The sequence below is a fragment of the Chryseobacterium sp. IHB B 17019 genome (genome assembly GCF_001456155.1).
Lineage (GTDB): Bacteria > Bacteroidota > Bacteroidia > Flavobacteriales > Weeksellaceae > Chryseobacterium.
Genome location: NZ_CP013293.1, coordinates 516,532 through 535,202 on the forward strand (window position 1 = coordinate 516,532; position 18,671 = coordinate 535,202).

An 18,671-nucleotide genomic window follows, 5' to 3' on the forward strand; every position below is an offset into this window, starting at 1 on the left:
GCTAGAATTGATAGGCGATTACTTTTTCATCTTCCATAAGATTTTTCAGTAAAGCTTCATGATTTGCGCTTTTTCCTATCACAATCCAGGAGGTGGCAAGGTTTCCCTGCGAATACTGCTGTTTTGATATAACAAATTTCAAATGATTTTTTTTGAAAATATCTTCGCAGTGCTTGACGTCTTCATGATTAACAACAGCAATTTTATATTCCCTGATTCTATGTTCTTTATCAATTAGTTTTTCAAAAACAGTAAGAGAGCTTAAAACCAACAAAACGAGGATAGTGCCTAAAAGGGCCAAATAAACATATCCGGAACCTACCGCCATCCCAATGGAAGCTGTTGCCCAGATTGTAGTGGCAGTGGTAATTCCGTCGATTTTATTGTCTCCTTTAAATATAACTCCGGCTCCCAAAAAACCGATTCCAGTGATAATATTTGCGGCAATACGATCCGGATCATCAACACCGATTTTTATAGATAGAATCGTAAAAAGACAGGACCCGAAACAGATCAGAATAAAAGTACGCAAACCGGCCGATTTGTTCCTGTATTCCCGCTCTGCACCGATGAGAATCCCCAGTACGACGGAGATAAAAATCAACAACAATTCGTTTTGAATAGAATGATCATTTAAAAATTCCATTGTTTATTTTTTTAGCTTAAAATAAAATTACGATAAAAATTTTGTTATGCATTATGATTCGGATTATAAAAAAAGACTGCCCGGAAAGACAGTCTGATTTATATTATTCTGAATTTTATTGTTTCTCGATCAAATCTAAAAACTGCTGCTCATCCAGAATCTCAATCGTTCCGATATCCTGAGCTTTCTTTAATTTGCTTCCTGCTTTTTCACCCACAACAAGGAAATTAAGGTTTTTTGAAACCGCCGAAATGTTTTTTCCGCCGTGTTTTTCTACCATTTCCTCTGCCGCTTCTCTTGTAAATAAAGACAATTTTCCGGTAAACAGGAAAGTTTTTCCTTCCAGGACGTTAGATAAAACTTCATTTGTACTTTCGCCTTTTTCAAGCTGAACGCCGTAAGATTTTAACCTTTCAAGCATTAAAATGTTTTCAGGATTATTGAAGAAATCAACAATACTTACCGCAATTTTTGTCCCGATATCTTCCACCTGGCAAAGCTCTTCAACAGTCGCGTTTTTCAACTCTTCAATGGTTGTGAAATTTTTAACTAATTTCTTCGCAACCGTTTCCCCGACGTGCTTTATACCAATTCCGTACAACACTTTTTCAAACGGGATTTCTTTTGATTTTTCAATTCCGGAGATGATATTCTGGGCAGATTTTTCCGCCATTCTTTCCAGTGGAAGAAGCTGTTCTTTGGTTAAGGCATAAAAATCTGCTGGATTTTCAATCAATCGTTCCCTGTAAAGCTGTTCGATCGTTTCGCTGCCTAAATTTTCAATATTTAAAGCCTTTCTGGAAACATAATGGATCATTCTTCCCACGACCTGCGGCGGGCAGTGAAGATCATTCGGGCAAAAATGGATGGCCTGATCTACAATTTTTACAAGCTCGGTTCCGCATTCAGGACAATGCTTGATATATTCAATTTCTTTGCTTTTTTCGGTTCTTTTTTCTGTGTTTACGCCGACAATTTTCGGAATAATTTCACCTCCTTTTTCTACATAGACGAAATCATGTTCGTGTAAATCGAGTTTTTTAATAATATCTTCATTATGCAGCGAAGCCCTTTTTACAATGGTTCCGGCCAGTAAAACAGGCTTCAGATTCGCAACCGGAGTAATCGCTCCCGTTCTTCCGACCTGGTAAGAAACGCTCTGTAATTCGGTCTCAACTTTTTCAGCTTTAAATTTGTAAGCCATCGCCCAGCGTGGAGATTTTGCGGTATATCCAAGCTGTCTTTGTTGTTTTAATGAATTGACTTTCAATACAATTCCATCAATTTCAAAAGGTAAATTATGTCTTTCAATATCCCAAAAATTGATAAATTCTTTCACCTCATCCAGAGTCGTGCAAAGTTTTGCCTGCTGCGAAGTTTTAAAACCCCATGATTTCGCCTTTTCAAGTAATTCCCAATGCGTTTCTGCAGGAATTTCCTCTGAAATATATTGATACAGCACCGATGAAAGCCCACGTTTTCTTACCTCACCGCTGTCCTGCATTTTCAAGCTTCCGCTTGCGGTATTTCTTGGATTCATGAATGGATCTAAGCCTTCTTCCTCACGCAGTTGATTGATTTTGTCGAAATTTTTTCGGGTTAAATAAATCTCGCCACGCATAAAAAAATGTTCCGGAAAATCGCCTTTCAATTTTAAAGGAATATCTGAAATGGTTCTTACATTTGATGTAATTTCGTCCCCCTGAAAACCGTCTCCACGGGTTACGGCCTGTGCCAGCTTTCCGTTTTCATAAAGAATGGAAATGGAAGCTCCATCATATTTTAGCTCCGCAACAAATTCTACGGGTTCCGCGATGGTTTTAATAATTCTTTTTTCCCAATCTTCAAGATCATCAAAATCGTAGGAATTATCCAGAGAATACATCCTGAATTTGTGCTGAACTGTCGGGAAAACCTTTGTAATTCCTCCTCCGACACGTACCGTTGGTGAGTTTTCATCATAAAATTCCGGATATTTTGCCTCCAGGTCACGAAGTTCTTCCAACAGCATGTCAAAATCATAATCTGAAATGGTGGGTGTGTCCAGCTGGTAATAATTTTCATTGTGCTGATGAAGCTCCTGGCGAAGCTGTTCTATCTTTTGTTGAATATTTTCGGGCATTGAGGTTTTATCTTTTAAGCAAAAATAACTAAACTAATTTCATTTAAAAAATAAGAGAAATAAATATTTTGATAAAATTAAGATCACGTAATATATCTCAAGCTATTGATTTTGTTCAAGATAAAATAAGTGTTTACAATGACTTAACATAATGTTATAATTTAATTGAAAAATTGTTAAAACTGCCTTAAACAGTGGGCTCCCAAAGTCGAAATACCTTTGCAGGGCTAAATTGTAAATATGAGAAAAGTAAAGATTGTATTGGGATTATTATTCTTAAGCTTCGGAACACTGGCGTATGCACAGACAACGCAGGCTTCTATTGTTGGAAAAGTAACCGGAGCTTCGGATAAGGTAAAAGTGACGATTGTAAACGAGTCAACAGGCTTTAAAACCGAAACGGAAACCAACTCAAAAGGGGAATATATTTTTAAGGAAATTCCTCTTGGCGGGCCTTACACGGTAATCGTGAATGAGGAGAAAAAAGAAGGGTATACTGTGAATTTTGGTGATCAGGTTACCGTAAACATGGATCTTTCCAATAATAGTGAAAAATCGATTGAAGAAGTAATTATTGTAGGAAACCTGAAAAATAAAATCGGAAATTTAGGAGCTGCAACAGCAATTACAGCGAAAAATATCGGGATTTTACCCGTAAACGGAAGAAATTTTACCAGCCTTACCGAGCTTTCTCCTTTAAGCGGAAGAGGTGGAAATCTTTCGGGGCAATTGGGTTCTTCTACCAACTTTACCATCGATGGGATGACCGCGAAAAACCCTACCTCAGCAGGTTCTACAACAAGCCGAAGCGGTGCGCCGTTTTCAATTTCTATCGAAGCGGTTCGTGAATTTAAAATCACAACCAACCAATATGATGTTACGCTGGGAAGAAGCGGAGGCGGAACAGTAAGTGCCGTGACAAAATCCGGAACGAATAAATTCTCCGGAAGTGCCTGGGAATATTTGAGAACAAACTGGCTTTCAAGTCCGTACGATATCAGAGGTAACAAAAGGGATAATGATTTCTCAACTTCCCAGTTTGGTTTTTCATTAGGCGGACCGGTTATTAAAAATAAATTACATTTTTTCGTAGCTTGGGATCATCAGCTGGATTCAAGGCCTTTGCAGATCGCTGATATCAAATCGCATGACGACGAATTAAGGTTAAATACAACAACAGCGACGCTTAACAAGTTTCTGGATGTCGCAAGAGCCAAATATGGTGTTGCAAACACACAGCAGTTTGGAGCTTTCGATAAAGTGAGAAATTCTGATGCGGCATTTTTACGTTTGGATTGGCAGATTAACGATAAAAACTTGTTAACCTTAAGAAATAATTTCACGTATGATATGAACAAAAACGGATTGGGTGATAATACATCAATCAATTTCTTTGAATCTTACGGGAATGATAAAAACCTGGATAACAGCTTATTGTTGACTTTAAGGTCAAACTTAAAGCCTAATATAACTAATGAATTAAAGGCGCAATATTTATACACTTTTCAGGACAGTTACCAGAACGATGAGCTTGGACATGCCGTTCCCAGAGCTATTGTAGAAAATGTGTTGACGAATATTGATGGAAAAGACCGTGGAACAAATATCCAGATCGGAGGACATCGTTTTGCACAGGAAAGCTTTAGGAATAACGTATTTCAGATTGTTGACAACTTATATTACAACACTGATAAAATTAAATATACTTTCGGGGCAGATCTGATGTATACCGCGGCTAGATCTGTTTATGGAAGCGAGGTTAACGGTAGATTCCACTTCAGGGAAGCCGCTACAAACCCAAGTAACCTTTACAATTTTGAAAATATGACGGCTTACAGATTTTACAGAGAAGTTCCTTTGATGGAAGATCCTTCTGTGAAATCAAACATCTGGAATGTAGGTATTTACGGACAAATTCAGACGAAAATAGCGAAAGGTCTTGACTTAATGGCTGGTTTAAGATTAGATTACGGAGGTTATCCAAAAGCAGAGTTTAACCAAAAGTTATTTGATGAAATGGGAATCAGGACGGATAATCAGATTAAATCGTTTATCATTCAGCCAAGATTTCAGTTTGACTGGAATATCAATGAAGGAAACAAGGATTTCCTGAAATTTGGAGCGGGAATTTTCTCTTCTGATATCAATAACTATATGGTTATCAATAATTTGGTTTTTGATGGAAGACATTTGGCGACAGTGGATGTGAATCCTTCGCAGATTGGCCTTATTCCGGATTTTAATGCTTACAGAAATGATTATGGAACAGTTCCGTCACTTCCTCAGTATCAGCTTCCTACGATTAACTATACAGGTGAAGATGCGAAAATTCCTATCGTTTATAAAGCCAATATTTCATATACTCACTTCTTTAATGAAAAATTCAGAGCGGGAGTTGCGGGTTATATGGCTTTGGGCAGAAATAACTATTTCTATTATGACAGGAATATGGCAGCAAATCCTTTCTTTACGCTGGATAATGAAGGTGGAAGAGGAGTTTTTGTACCAATCACCTCGGTAGCTGCAAACGGAACCATGAACTGGAAAGATGGAAGAATTAACCAAAATTTTGGAAGAGTTCTTGAGCTTGTGAGCGATGGAAAAGTTAACCAGTTCTCGTTTGTTGTTGATACAAGTTACCGTTACTGGAGAGACGGAGAAATCACTGCAAGTTACACATGGTCAGACATTAAGGATAATACTTCATACAACGGAAACGTGGCAAATTCTGCGACATTGTCGACATTGGTTCAGAGTGATCCGAGAAATTTAAGAATGACATATTCTGATAACCAGTTTAGAAATAAAGTCGTATTGTACGGGAATTCACCAACGATTGCCGGGTTTACTTTAGGTCTCAGATATTCAGGAATTGGAGGAACGCGTTTTTCTGTAACGGCGGGTGGAAACGTAAACGGAGATTTTGTTGATTCTAACGATTTGGCGTATATTTTCCCGACTCTTACTCAGACTTTAATTGATAATCCTGAAGTGGGACAAGCATTAAAAAACTATATTACAGACTATAATAACCAGATTGCAGAAAGAAATGGCGGTAAAAACGGATTTTATGGAGTTTGGGATGTTCGTGTAGCAAAGAAAATTAAATTTGAAAAAATCGGTAACTTTGAGCTTTCGGTTGATATTTTTAACGTAGCTAACTTACTGAACAGAGAATGGGGAGTTAACAAATCTTACGGAAATACATCGCTTTACAGAATTACAGGATTTGATCCGGTTACGAAAGAGCTTAAATACAGCTTAAACACCAGCGGACTGGAGCCGTTATCAGGAAATCCATACCAAATTCAGGTAGGAGCGAAGTATTCATTCTAAAAAATGTGAAATGTGAATGGTCAATTGTGAATTACTTTGTCGATTTATGGCAATTGACTTGCAAAGCAAATTCACCATTCACTTTAATTTTAATTTAAATATGAATCATATTATGAAAAATTTTATCTTAGGAATAGCAGTTTTAAGCACCATTATAATGAAGGCACAAACCCAGATTATTGCGCACAGAGGCTATTTCCAATCGCAACCTCCGACAACAGAAAACTCACTGAAGTCATTGGAGAATGCACAAAACCTGAAGATTTACGGGTCTGAGTTCGATGTCAGGATGACAAAAGACGGTGTTTTGGTAGTAAATCACGATGAGCATCACGCAAAAATGGAAATCGCAGAAACAGATTTCAAAGAACTGAAAAAAGTAAAGCTATCGAATGGTGAAGACCTTCCTACACTAAAGGATTATTTAAAGCAAGGTAAAAAAGATAAATCATTAAAGCTGATTGTTGAAATAAAACCTGATAAAACGAAGGAAAAAGAAGATGAACTGACAGCGAAAGCAATCAAAATGATTAAGGATATGAAGTTGGAGTCGCAAAGTGAATTCATTTCTTTCAGCTTAAATATCTGTAAAGAGATCAAAAAACTGGAGCCTACTTTTAAAGTTCAGTATTTGAAAGGAGAGCTGTCGCCTCAGCAGATCAAAGATGAAGGTTTAGACGGTATCGACTATCATTACAGCATTTTCCAGAAAAACCCAACATGGATTGCCGATGCGAAAGCATTAGGATTGATTACAAATGCATGGACGGTAAACGATGTTTCAGTCTATGATGAGTTGAAAAAGCAAGGTATCGGATTTATTACAACCAATATTCCGGATCAGCTTAAAAATAAATAGTTTTTAACCAACAATAATAATTATAAAACCCATCTTTCTGAGATGGGTTATTTTTTTAATCTGTTGAATTGCTGATAAACAAAGGATTAACTTAATTTATCAGGAAAAGACAATAAAGTTAGGTAAATAAAATACATTGTTTGTATTAATTATGCTTAACTAATTTAACCTGCTGTTAACCAATTACCTGTATAAAGTTGTTAAAAATAAATTAATATAGTGTTTAATAATTCTTTAATAAATGTTAAAACCGTGTTAAAACCATAACCATAATGTCGTTTTAATTTTGCGCAAACAAAAAGGATATGCGTAAAGAGACACAAAAGTTGTTGGTATTGTCACTGCTAGGATTAGTAAGTGTCAATCTGGCGGCTCAGGAAAAAGCTAAAAAAGACACGATCAGAAGTATTGATGAAGTGGTGGTAACTGCTTTAGGTATCAAGAGACAGGACAAGTCTTTGGGATATTCTACGGAAACCATTAAGTCTGATGAACTTTTAAGAACCCAAAACAACAACTGGACCGGAGCTTTGGAAGGGAAAGTTGCAGGGCTAAAGATTCAGACTGCGGGAGCAGGGCCTTTATCTACACCCAGAATCACTTTGAGAGGTGATGTTTCGATGAGCAGCATGGATGATAACCAGGCTTTGATTGTGGTAGACGGCGTTCCAATGAACAACAGATCTGTAGGAACAGGAACACCTGCTTATGGTGCCGGTTCTGGAGGAGATCTTCCGATTGATTATGGAAATGAGGTGAGCAGCATCAACCCTGATGATATCGAAAGCATCACAGTATTGAAAGGACCTACGGCAGCCGCTTTGTATGGTTCCAGAGGTGCAAAAGGTGCGATTATGATCACCACGAAGTCCGGAAAAGGAAAAGACGGTAAATTTCAAGTGAATTTCAACTCTTATTCCAGCTACGATACCGTACTGAAATGGCCGGATTATCAATATGAATACGGGCAGGGAACCTTAACAAAAAATACAGCAGGACAATTTTATTATTCTTATGGAGCTTCTGCCGATGGCGTAAGTACCGGTGGAACGAGTAGTGCTTTCGGGCCAAAATTTGACGGGCAGTACTTTTTCCAATATGATCCGAATGAAAATGGGCAAAGCAAAGAAAGACAGTTGTGGAGACCCTACAAGGACAATATCAAAGGTTTTTGGAGAACAGGCTCTACCTACTCAAACAACATATCTATAGAAAGCTCTAACGATAAAACTTCATTCCGAAGCTCTTTAACCTATCTGAAAAACGAATGGATGATGCCAAATACAGGCTTCGACAGATGGAATGCACAGTTTTCGGTAGATCATAAATTAACTTCAAAATTAAAAAGCAGCATCAAGTTATCCTATGCACAGACAAAAAGTGATAACCTACCTGCAACAGGATACAACAACCAGTCTATCTCTTACTTCATGATCTTCCAGAATCCGAATGTAGATCTTGCATGGTACAAACCTATCTGGAAGCCGGGACAGGAAAATGTTGACCAGATTCACCCGTTCAGTTCTTTTATCGACAACCCTTATTTGATCGCTTATGAAATGACAAATAGCGTGAACAGGAAAGGAATCACAGGGAATGTAAGCTTAAATTATCAGGTTGATAAGCATTTTGATGTCCTATTAAGATCAGGAATGATTTGGAATGATGAATTGCGTACACAGAGAAGACCTTACAGTTCTGCGAATTATTTGAAAGGATATTACAGAGAACAATATATCAACGGATTTAATTTTAATAATGACTTAATGGTTAATTATAAAAATAAATTCGGAAACCTTAATGTATCGGCGAGTGCAGGTGCAGGTTCTCAGTATGAAGAGCAAAAAACTCAGGATTATTTTGCAATTGGTCTTAAAAATCCGGGAGTTTACAGCCTTACAAACGCGATTGCCCAGGATTTCAAGATTCCGAAGCCTTATGATAAAATGGTAAATAGCTTATACGGTCTATTAAACTTCAATTATCAGGAAAAAGTATTCTTAGACATCACTGCTCGTAATGACTGGAGCAGTGCGCTTCCAAAAGCAAACCGTTCTTATTTTTACCCGTCGGTAGCTTCTTCGTTTATTCTTTCCGATATTTTTTCATTGAGGTCGAATAATCTTAATATGTGGAAATTCAGAGCTTCTTGGGCGAAGGTTGGAAATGATACCACCCCTTATCAATTGGCGAATTATTACAGTGTAAGTTCATTCCCGGGATCGGTAGAAATACCAAGCACTTATGCAAACCCGAACTTAAGACCTGAAATGATTACCAATATTGAAGCCGGTATGGATTTCAGCTTATTTAAAAACAGATTGACCTATAATATTACCGCTTACCAGAGTAACTCCAAAGATCAGATCATCAGAAACGTCCCTGTATTATGGGAAACAGGATATTCATTAAAGGTAATTAATGCCGGAGAGATCAGAAACCGTGGAATTGAAATGATGTTGAATGCGTACCCTGTTAAAAACAAGAATTTCTCTTGGAATATATCGGCAAACTGGTCTATGAACAGAAATAAAATTCTCTCTTTGCCTGAAGAATTCAACGGAGAACCTTACACAATGGGAAGCGTAGGTGGAGTAGTGTACTATAACGCTGTTGTTGGCGGATCTCTTGGAGATATGTACGGATATGGTCTGATGTATTCTCCTGACGGTCAGGTAATTTTCGGATCTGATGGATTAACGGCAAAACCAACTCAAATGAAGAAAATCGGAAATGCTTTTCCACTTTGGAGAGCCGGTCTTCAGAATGAATTTAAAATTAAAAACTTTACCATAAGTTTCTCATTCGACGGGCAGTACAAAGGGGTAGCATATTCCCAGTCTCACCACAAGATGACAGAGCAGGGGAAACTTAAGCATACCCTTGTAGGAAGAGAAAATCCGGATGGTTTGATTATCGGGACAGGAGTTGTACAGAATGCTGACGGATCATTCTCAACCAATGTGAAGGGTATTCCACTATCTACGTACTATGCAGATTATTACAGAAGAGCCAATGTAGAAACCAATACATTCGATACTTCTTTTGTAAAATTGAGAGACGCAAGAATTTCATATTCTTTCCCTAAATCACTTACTCAAAATTTAAAATTAACAGATCTTACCATAGCAATTTTCGGTAGAAACCTTTGGATGTGGACGAAATTCCCATTATTCGATCCGGAAGCTGCGACTTTAGATAACGCAACCGTTACTCCGGGTGTAGAAATAGGTCAATTACCAACTGCCAGAACCGTAGGGTTCCAGCTTAATGTAAAATTCTAAATTAATTAAGACATGAAAAAAACAATACTTAAATATTTTCTTTTGGCCGGATTGGGCATTGCGTCCATCTCTTGCGACAGAAGTTTAGACGAAATCAACTCAGATACAAGTAGAATATTAGAACCGGAGGTATCAAGCTTTTTGGCGCCGGCTCAGTACAATATGGCCTCAATCAATTATATGAGGGCTAATGATTTTACTTTCGATATCATGCAGACTTCTCTTGATTTTCCTAATGAAGGTAATTCTTTGAGCCGTTATTATATGACCGAAAATACAGGAGCAGGTTTTTGGAATAACAATTATAGATGGCTAAAGCAAATCAGAGATCTTAAAATGGCTGCCATAAAATCAAATGACAAAAATTATCAGGCAATTGCTATGGTAATGAATGCCTGGATTTATTCTAATCTTACTGATACCTTCGGTGATGTACCTTTCACAGAAGCCTCAAGATTGGATGATGGCATTACCCAGCCGAAATTTGACAAGCAGAAAGATATTTATATCCAATTATTGAATGATTTAAAAGAAGCAAACTCGCTTTTCGTTACCAATAAACCACTTTCTGGAAGCGATCTTTTCTATAATGCTGGAACAGATGCAAACGGAATTACAAACTGGAAGAAATTCTGTAATTCACTTTCATTGAGGTTGCTAACGAGAATTTTGAGCAAAAACGGAGAAGTAAATGTGAATGAAAGAATCCTTGAAATCATTAATAATCCTACAATTTATCCTATTTTTCAAAGCAACGCAGAAACAACAAAGGTTAACATAACGGGTGTTGCACCGCTTCTTCCGCCAATTGCAAGACCACAGGATTTTACAACAGGAAGAGCGGCTTCAGCATTTTTTGTTGAAACTTTAAAAGCAAATAACGACCCAAGAATGTCAATGTTTTTCGGACAGGCTAAAGATTTAGCAACGAATGCAAATATCGGCTACAAGGGAGCTCCGTCAGGATACGCTTTTGGAACGACATTCAATTATCAGCCTTCCAATATGAACCAGAATTTATCAAAAGCTCCGCTAAATATTTTAGTTTTTCCTTATGCTGAGCTGCAATTTATTCTGTCAGAATTAGCATTTAAAGGAATTATTCCAGGAAACGCTCAAACTTTTTATGAAAACGGGGTAAAAGCAACCATCGAGCAGTGGGGTTCTACAATGCCTGCCAATTATTTTACGAACCCGAATGTCGCTTACAACGGGACTTTAGAGAGAATTATGCTTCAAAAATACGTTTCTTTATTCTTTGTAGATCAACAACAGTGGTTTGAAAAGAGAAGAACAGGTTTCCCTATACTTCCCAACAACGGCGGACTTCTGAACAACGGAAATCTACCATCAAGATTGATGTATCCTCCAAATCCAAAAGTTTTGAATACAGCTAATTACCAGACAGCAGTTCAGCAAATGGGTGGCGACGATATCAACGTAAAAGTGTGGTGGAATAAGCCATAAGTTAGATTAAGGTGTAGGTTAAGATTTTCAATTTCCGAATTTCTAAATCTCATAATCTCTTAATTTTTAAATAATTAAAATCAAAATGAATATAAAATTTTTAATGCCGTGTTTATTAGTTTCGACAATGGCATTTTCACAAGCTTCCGTTTCGGGATATGTGTATGAAGACAGCAACAAAAACCAGAAGAAAGAAAACCGCGAAAAAGGAATCGAAGGAGTTGCAGTTTCCAATGGAGTTCAGGTAATTTTAACAGATAAAAACGGAAGATACAGCCTTCCAGTTCAGGAAAATCAGTCTATTTTTGTGATTAAGCCCTCAGGATATATGACGCCTGTTAATGGAAATAATCTTCCTCAATATTATTATCAATATAAGCCAAAAGGTTCACCTGCAGATTTTAAATACAAAGGAACGGCACCAACTGGCGAGCTTCCAAAAGAATTAAATTTTGCCTTAAATAAACAAAACGAAAGCAAAAACTTTGATATTTTAGTTTTCGGAGATCCACAACCTTACACGGAGAAAGAATTGGATTATTTCAGAAGAGCGATCGTAAATGAGGTTAAAAATACCAAGAAAAATGCGGTATTGGGAATCAGTTTGGGAGATTTGGTTGGGGATAATTTAAGTTTACAAAAACCTTATGCTGATGTGATGAAAGAAGTAGGATTGCCTTGGTACAACGTAATGGGGAACCACGACATGAACTACGATGCCAAAGAAGACCTGTTCTCAGACGAAACTTTTGAATTAAACTTCGGGCCAGCGAATTACTCTTTCAACTACGGAAATGTTCACTTCATTATTTTGGATGATATTTTGTATCCGGATCCAAGAGACGGGAAAGGATATTGGGGAGGTTTCCGCGAAGATCAGTTGAAATTCGTTGAAAATGACTTAAAATTGGTTGATAAAAACAAATTGGTTGTCGTTTCTTTCCACATTCCGTTGGATCATAAAAACGAGGATAATTTCAGAAATACAGACCGTCAGAAATTGTTTGATTATTTAACACCCTTTAAAAATGCTCTGATTTTATCGGCTCACACGCACATCCAACAGCAGATTTTCTACGGAAAACAAGCAGGTTGGAACGGTTCAAAAGACCTTCACGAATACAATGTGGGAACAACTTGCGGTGATTGGTGGTCCGGAACATCGGATGAAATAGGATTGCCGACTTCCACCATGAGAGACGGTACTGCAAAAGGATATTCCTTCATCAGTTTTAATGATAATCAATATAAAGTTAAATACAAAACAGCCGGAAAACCGGAAGATTATCAGATTAAATTATCTGTTCCGAAAGTCATTCCTTATCCGTCAAAAACATCTGCGAAAATTTTGGCTAACTTCTTTATAGGAAGTAAAAAAGACAAGGTAGAATACAGAATCGACGGTGGTGAATGGAAGGAAATGGAATACAACGAAACCATCGACCCGAATTTCGCACTATCCGTTTTCAAATGGGATACAACACAGAATCTTTTCCCTGGAAGAAGGCCTTCAAACCCTGAAATGTCCAGACATATCTGGGTAGGAGGATTCGGAAACAAGTTAACACTGGGAAAACATAAGGTTGAGGTAAGAGCGGAGGACATGTATGGAAATCAGTTCTCAACATCAGAAGAATTCGAGGTTCAAAACTCGGTTCTTATTCCTTAGTTTTTCATTTTTTACTATACTTTCAGAAACCGGCTTCAGATGAAGTCGGTTTTGTTTTTTTAATTTAAAACTTAATCACAAATGGACACGAATATTTTTCACAAATAAACACAATAAATAAGTATAAGTAATTGTATTGTAAATAAAAACAGTTAGTTTTAGCAATGTCATGCTGAGCCTGTCGAAGCATCTCGATAATCCAAATCTTCTATTAAAATTCATGCTATTTGTGAAAAATATTCGTGTCCATTTGTGTTTAAACAAGTAAATTTGTTAAACGAACAAATACTATTAAAATGAATATAAACGGAAAAAACGCCATCATCACAGGCGGTGGAAGAGGACTTGGAAAAGCAGTTGCTTTAGCATTAGCCAATGAAGGAGTAAATATCGGAATCACCGGACGAAACGAAGAAAACCTGAAAATGACAGTTGAAGAGATCAAAAATCTTGGTGTAAATGTTTCATACGCAGTTTTCTCCGTCGATAACGAAATACAGGTAAAAGCCGGAATAGAGTTGCTGGCAGAGCAGTTGAGTGGAGTTGATATTTTAATCAACAATGCTGGAATCGGCGACTTCGGAACCATCGAAGAAATGCCTTCCGAAACATGGGAACAAGTCATTAAAACCAATCTTTTCGGAGTGTATTACGCCGCAAAAGCCGTTCATCCTTTTATGAAGGCAAAAGGGGAAGGCGATATCGTCAATGTAGCATCAACAGCAGGCTTGAAAGGTGGCCCAAACATGTCGGCGTACGCAGCTTCAAAAGCAGCGGTCGTTTCTCTATCCCAATCTATGATGGCAGAATGGAGAAAGCAAAACATCCGCGTAATCACTTTAACGCCAAGTACAATTGCTTCAGATATGTCTATCCAAGGTGGTTTGACAGACGGAAATCCCGAAACTGTTCTTCAACCGGAAGACTTCGCAGAATGGGTAAGAGATATTTTAAAAATGAACAGAAGAGCGTTGATCGCCAACGGTTCTATTTTCTCTACAAATCCTTAAATAGAAGTTAGAAGTTAGTATTAGAAACGTTGAAATTCCCCTTCCTTGAAGGGGTGGATTTTTGTAAAAACAAAAAGACGGGTTGTTAATAAAAATAAATTAAATCAATAGGAGCGGGCTTTAGCCCGCTTTCATTTTCGCAATAAATGGCTTTAGCCAAAACTTAAATATAAGATCAAATTATTTATTACCAATTACCTATTACTCATATTTTTTTGGAGCTATTTCCCGCTCTCCGCACTCGCTATTTTGTGTTTTGTTTCGGGGCGGCGGCTTTGCCGCCGCCCCGAAACAAAACACAAAATGAGCTCAAACAAATGCTGCGATCGGGGCTAGGATATTCGTCGCTATTTCAACATTTGTTATTGCGAGGAACGAAGCAATCTCATAAACATGAACCAACCACTTAGATTATCATCCTGAAAGGATCTAGGCAAGGTTTAAAAAATTATATGGAAAGATTCGCGCTTAGATCCTACGGGAAGACAAATAGGGTGTTAAAAACATTACCGTTCTTTGCTGGGTAAAACGCCTTTGCGAACTTAAAAACATAAAGCAATTCAAAAAAAACTTAACGCTCTTTGCGTTAAAAACTTATAACACTGTTTTAAAACTTAATTCCATTAAATCAAAAAACAAGTTTTATTTTTGCAGTAAATTATTCACATGCAAAATTATTTAGAATTCAATTTCAAAATTTCTCCGCTTCAGCCCTGGAACGAAATATTAATGGCAGAACTTATAGAAATAGGTTTCGATAGCTTCACGGAGGAGATTGATGGGATTTTAGGATATATCCAGAAAGATTTATTTAATGAAGATGAATTAAAAGCATTGCCACTTTTCGAAAATGAAAATGTAAAAATAGAATATACTTTCCAGGAAATGCCGAATATCAACTGGAACGAAGAATGGGAAAAGAATTTTGAACCAATAAACATCGATGATAAAGTATTAATCCGAGCAGAGTTCCACGAATCTGTTCCCGGAATGCATGAAATTGTCATTCAACCAAAAATGTCTTTCGGAACGGGGCATCACCCAACAACGCACCTGATGATTCAACAGATGATGGGTATGGATTTGAAAGATAAAAAAGTACTTGATATGGGCTGTGGGACCTCTGTATTGGCGATTTATGCAAAACAAAAAGGAGCCGGAGAAACCAAAGCCATCGATATCGATGAATGGTCTGTTGAAAATTCAAAAGAAAACGCCGAAAGAAACAGTGTTGAGCTGGATATTGAACAGGGAACTGCAGAAAATTTAGGCAAAGAAAATTACGATATTATTTTAGCCAATATCAACAGAAATATCCTGATTTCAGATATTCCAACCTATGTTTCAGTTCTGAATGACGGTGGGAAATTATTACTTTCGGGACTTTGCTTTTTTGATGTTGATGATATTCTGGAAGTTACAAAAGAAAGCGGCCTGACCCTTAAAAAACAGCTTCAACGCGAAGAATGGGTAAGTTTACTGCTTGAAAAATAATTTAAACTATTACCATGAAACCATTATTCACTGTTCTGTTTCTATTCATGATTCAGGTTTTTTCTGCTCAGGAAGAAGCCTTCGCCAATGGCGTTTTTAATTTTGAAGAGAATAAATCACAGAAAATCTTCACCGATTGGGCCAGAGTAAGGGAAAGTCCGGATGAAAATTCTCAAATCCTGGATTCTTTGCAAACGAATCAACAGGTTTTGATTCTTAAAAAAGAAGATAAAGTTTTAAAGCTGGGTGAAAGAAGTGCAAATTGGTACAAAATCTCTTACCAAAAAAGAAATACGATTTCTGAAGGATATATTTGGGGCGGAAATCTTTCCATCGGCTACAGAAATAAAAACGGATATGATTTTCTGTTCGGATTGTTGAGAACAGTGGATAAAAAAGACAAAAAATTTAATGAGAGCTACAAGCAAAATATTGCAGCAATAAAGATTGTCGAAGGAAATACATTAATTGATGAGGCTGCTTTTGAAACAGGCTCTGGTGAAAGTTTAAGTTTTGCAACATTTAACATTGAAAGTAATCATAAGCTTAAAAATGTTGAATTCACTTTGAAGGCAACGGTTTCCGGCGAGGCATGCGGAATTGCAGCGTATGATCAATATCTTTTGTTTAAGGACAAAAAATTAATTCCCCTTCCTCAGCTGATGAATGTTGGTGATGCGGATGTTTACTATCACAGTGAAGAATTTATTTTCCCGAATGATAAAGGAGGAATTCCCAATGGTTTTATTTTTAAAATGAAAGAAATGGAACGGGATGAAAATGATAAGGAAAAGAAAAAGCAATCCTCAAAAACTTATGTCTGGAACGGAGATTCTTTCCAACCGAAATAAAAAATAGCCACCGTATTGTTACGGTGGTTTTATTTTGTGGCATATATTTTGAGACATGATCATTAGTAAAAAACCAAAAATGAAAAAATTAAATTTATTATCAGTTGTCACTTTATGTGCGGGAGTATTGTGTTTTATAGTAAAAATGGCTACAGAGTCATTTGATGCTACCAAGTCAAGCATTACATCAGAAGGTTATCTTCATGAGCCGTTTTTCTTCTTGATTCCTACAGGTTTTATCCTGGTTATTACAGGGATATTTCTTTTTCTGTTTAAAAATATTGCAGGAAGGTTTTCGTCCGGACAGGATAGTTTAAATAAAGAATAAACACTTTTGTTTAAAAAGTAAATTTTGCCGTAATTTAAAATAAAAACAGCCCGCAAATTAATTGTGGGTTGTTTTCGTGTATAACAGAATTATATTTTCAATTTGATATTAAATTAGAGAGATAAATACCCGAAGTCCTCTGATGGTGAATCATAACGGCAATTTTTTCAGTAGCTGCATTATTTAAATTTTATTATATTTGTGATATGAGAATGACCGTAATGTTATAATATAAGTTTTCAAATATGAATATATGCCCCAAACAAGTGGGGTTAAATTTCTATTGTCTTAACTTTATATTTACACATTATGCACAACATTTTAAACTCACAACAAATACAATCATTTATTGCTGATGGCTTTATCCGTATTGATAATGCATTTTCAGCTGATCTTGCCACTGAAGCAAGAAATATCCTATGGAAAGATATTCCTGCCGATCCGAACGACTGCTCCACATGGACAGAACCTGTCGTCTGGCTGGGAATGTACTCACAGGAGCCATTCATCAAGGCTGCCAATACAACCATTCTTCATAATGCATTCGATCAATTGGTAGGTAAGGAAAAATGGATTCCCGTTATGAGCATGGGTGCTTTTCCTATTCGTTTCCCATCAGAAGCTGATTCCGGTGATACCGGCTGGCATGTTGATGCTGGTTTTCTTGGTGATGATCCAAACGACTTTTTCGCTGCCAGAATCAACATACATTCAAAAGGCCGAGGACTTCTGATGCTCTTTCTGTTTTCAGATGTCAGTGAGCTGGATGCGCCGACAAGGATCTTAAAAGGTTCGCATCTTGATGTTGCCAGATTGCTGGAACCGGAAGGCGAAGACGGATTGTCTTTCATGGAACTTGCCCAAAAGTTGCCGGAGCTGCCGAAAAGAGATGAGGCTCTGGCTACCGGGAAAGCGGGCACAGTATACCTCTGTCATCCGTTCCTGGTTCATGCAGCGCAACGGCATCAGGGCCGGTCACCCAAGTTTATGGCGCAACCGCCTTTGCTACTTAGAAGCGGGTTTGATATCAGTGATCCTAGTTCCGGTAGTCCTGTAGTTGAGGCTATTAGGAGAGCATTAAGTATATAACTTTAAGTATAAACTTTAATTTAAATAACGTCCGGATACGCAAACGTGTAGTCCGGGCGTTAATTTTTTGATTGCTTCAATACCGAATGATGATGTTTTCTATACTCTAACCTACCCATTATATATAATGGATGATCTGCTTTTCACCAGAGAGAATTATTGCTAGAAGTTCAACAGTCATAGTTTATCCTGTCATTATTAGAAAATAAAAACAGCCCGCAAATAATTGTGGGCTGTTTTCGTGAGCGCGAAAGGATTCGAACCTTTGACCGTCTGCTTAGAAGGCAGATGCTCTATCCAGCTGAGCTACGCACCCTAAAGTTTTTCGATTTATAAAGTCGGGGCGGCAGGATTCGAACCTGCGACCTCCTGGTCCCAAACCAGGCGCGATGACCGGACTACGCTACGCCCCGATTGAAGTCATCTTCAAACAAGATTACCTTGTTTTTTGTGGGTGCAAATATAGGATGTTTTTTTGAATTATGAAAGTAAAAAAATCAATAATTGTTTTAAAAT

General features: G+C 37.3%; 12 protein-coding genes and 2 tRNA genes. 10 read left to right on the forward strand and 4 right to left on the reverse strand.

Going from position 1 to position 18,671, the window contains the following annotated elements:
• Position 1: 1 nt before the first annotated feature.
• Together ATE47_RS02420 and ligA are read right to left on the reverse strand one after the other, a co-directional pair.
• Positions 2-646 carry an MgtC/SapB family protein gene (locus tag ATE47_RS02420; protein ID WP_062160465.1) on the reverse strand — a complete coding sequence of 215 codons (645 nt, stop codon included), beginning with the start codon at positions 644-646 and terminating at the stop codon, positions 2-4.
• 115 nt (positions 647-761) lie between these two features.
• A complete protein-coding gene (gene ligA / locus ATE47_RS02425; RefSeq protein WP_062160466.1) occupies positions 762-2,768 on the reverse strand; it encodes an NAD-dependent DNA ligase LigA in 2,007 nt (668 codons plus the stop codon).
• 240 nt (positions 2,769-3,008) lie between these two features.
• Here ligA and ATE47_RS02430 point away from each other — a divergent pair, with 240 nt between their 5' ends.
• The 10 genes from ATE47_RS02430 (at position 3,009) to ATE47_RS02475 (ending at position 18,155) form a co-directional block, all read left to right on the forward strand.
• Positions 3,009-6,104 carry a TonB-dependent receptor gene (locus ATE47_RS02430; RefSeq protein WP_062160467.1) on the forward strand — a complete coding sequence of 1,032 codons (3,096 nt, stop codon included), beginning with the start codon at positions 3,009-3,011 and terminating at the stop codon, positions 6,102-6,104.
• A 112-nt stretch (positions 6,105-6,216) separates the two neighbouring features.
• Positions 6,217-6,963 (forward strand): glycerophosphodiester phosphodiesterase family protein, encoded by a 747-nt coding sequence (locus tag ATE47_RS02435; protein WP_062163417.1) that lies wholly within the window; start codon positions 6,217-6,219, stop codon positions 6,961-6,963.
• Between the two features lie 305 nt (positions 6,964-7,268).
• Positions 7,269-10,247 (forward strand): SusC/RagA family TonB-linked outer membrane protein, encoded by a 2,979-nt coding sequence (locus tag ATE47_RS02440; protein WP_062160468.1) that lies wholly within the window; start codon positions 7,269-7,271, stop codon positions 10,245-10,247.
• A 12-nt stretch (positions 10,248-10,259) separates the two neighbouring features.
• Positions 10,260-11,714, forward strand: coding sequence for a SusD/RagB family nutrient-binding outer membrane lipoprotein (locus tag ATE47_RS02445; RefSeq protein WP_062160469.1), 1,455 nt, complete (start codon positions 10,260-10,262; stop codon positions 11,712-11,714).
• Positions 11,715-11,817: 103 nt separating this feature from the next.
• Complete coding sequence (locus ATE47_RS02450) at positions 11,818-13,383, forward strand: calcineurin-like phosphoesterase C-terminal domain-containing protein (RefSeq protein ID WP_150114762.1); 1,566 nt, start codon at positions 11,818-11,820, stop codon at positions 13,381-13,383.
• Between the two features lie 296 nt (positions 13,384-13,679).
• The gene (locus ATE47_RS02455; protein ID WP_062160471.1) at positions 13,680-14,393 is read left to right on the forward strand and encodes a 3-ketoacyl-ACP reductase; all 714 of its coding nucleotides are present in this window, start codon (positions 13,680-13,682) and stop codon (positions 14,391-14,393) included.
• Positions 14,394-15,059: 666 nt separating this feature from the next.
• Positions 15,060-15,887: a 50S ribosomal protein L11 methyltransferase gene (gene prmA / locus ATE47_RS02460; protein WP_062160472.1), complete on the forward strand. Its 828-nt coding sequence runs from the start codon at positions 15,060-15,062 to the stop codon at positions 15,885-15,887.
• Between the two features lie 14 nt (positions 15,888-15,901).
• A complete protein-coding gene (locus tag ATE47_RS02465) occupies positions 15,902-16,738 on the forward strand; it encodes an SH3 domain-containing protein (RefSeq protein ID WP_062160473.1) in 837 nt (278 codons plus the stop codon).
• A 79-nt stretch (positions 16,739-16,817) separates the two neighbouring features.
• Positions 16,818-17,066: a DUF3955 domain-containing protein gene (locus tag ATE47_RS02470; RefSeq protein ID WP_181898042.1), complete on the forward strand. Its 249-nt coding sequence runs from the start codon at positions 16,818-16,820 to the stop codon at positions 17,064-17,066.
• A 309-nt stretch (positions 17,067-17,375) separates the two neighbouring features.
• Complete coding sequence (locus ATE47_RS02475; protein WP_062160475.1) at positions 17,376-18,155, forward strand: phytanoyl-CoA dioxygenase family protein; 780 nt, start codon at positions 17,376-17,378, stop codon at positions 18,153-18,155.
• Positions 18,156-18,397: 242 nt separating this feature from the next.
• On the opposite strand, the gene ATE47_RS02480 is transcribed toward ATE47_RS02475, so the two are convergent.
• Positions 18,398-18,471: transfer RNA gene (locus ATE47_RS02480), tRNA-Arg, on the reverse strand.
• A gap of 22 nt (positions 18,472-18,493) precedes the next feature.
• Positions 18,494-18,568: transfer RNA gene (locus ATE47_RS02485), tRNA-Pro, on the reverse strand.
• Positions 18,569-18,671: the final 103 nt, after the last annotated feature.

Excerpts from the sequence above, each read along its gene's own strand:
- ATE47_RS02420 (WP_062160465.1), bottom strand. The coding sequence starts at position 646 with ATGGAATTTTTAAATGATCATTCTATTCAAAACGAATTGTTGTTGATT.
- ligA (WP_062160466.1), bottom strand. The coding sequence starts at position 2,768 with ATGCCCGAAAATATTCAACAAAAGATAGAACAGCTTCGCCAGGAGCTT.
- ATE47_RS02430 (WP_062160467.1), top strand. The coding sequence starts at position 3,009 with ATGAGAAAAGTAAAGATTGTATTGGGATTATTATTCTTAAGCTTCGGA.
- ATE47_RS02435 (WP_062163417.1), top strand. The coding sequence starts at position 6,217 with ATGAAAAATTTTATCTTAGGAATAGCAGTTTTAAGCACCATTATAATG.
- ATE47_RS02440 (WP_062160468.1), top strand. The coding sequence starts at position 7,269 with ATGCGTAAAGAGACACAAAAGTTGTTGGTATTGTCACTGCTAGGATTA.
- ATE47_RS02445 (WP_062160469.1), top strand. The coding sequence starts at position 10,260 with ATGAAAAAAACAATACTTAAATATTTTCTTTTGGCCGGATTGGGCATT.
- ATE47_RS02450 (WP_150114762.1), top strand. The coding sequence starts at position 11,818 with ATGCCGTGTTTATTAGTTTCGACAATGGCATTTTCACAAGCTTCCGTT.
- ATE47_RS02455 (WP_062160471.1), top strand. The coding sequence starts at position 13,680 with ATGAATATAAACGGAAAAAACGCCATCATCACAGGCGGTGGAAGAGGA.
- prmA (WP_062160472.1), top strand. The coding sequence starts at position 15,060 with ATGCAAAATTATTTAGAATTCAATTTCAAAATTTCTCCGCTTCAGCCC.
- ATE47_RS02465 (WP_062160473.1), top strand. The coding sequence starts at position 15,902 with ATGAAACCATTATTCACTGTTCTGTTTCTATTCATGATTCAGGTTTTT.
- ATE47_RS02470 (WP_181898042.1), top strand. The coding sequence starts at position 16,818 with ATGAAAAAATTAAATTTATTATCAGTTGTCACTTTATGTGCGGGAGTA.
- ATE47_RS02475 (WP_062160475.1), top strand. The coding sequence starts at position 17,376 with ATGCACAACATTTTAAACTCACAACAAATACAATCATTTATTGCTGAT.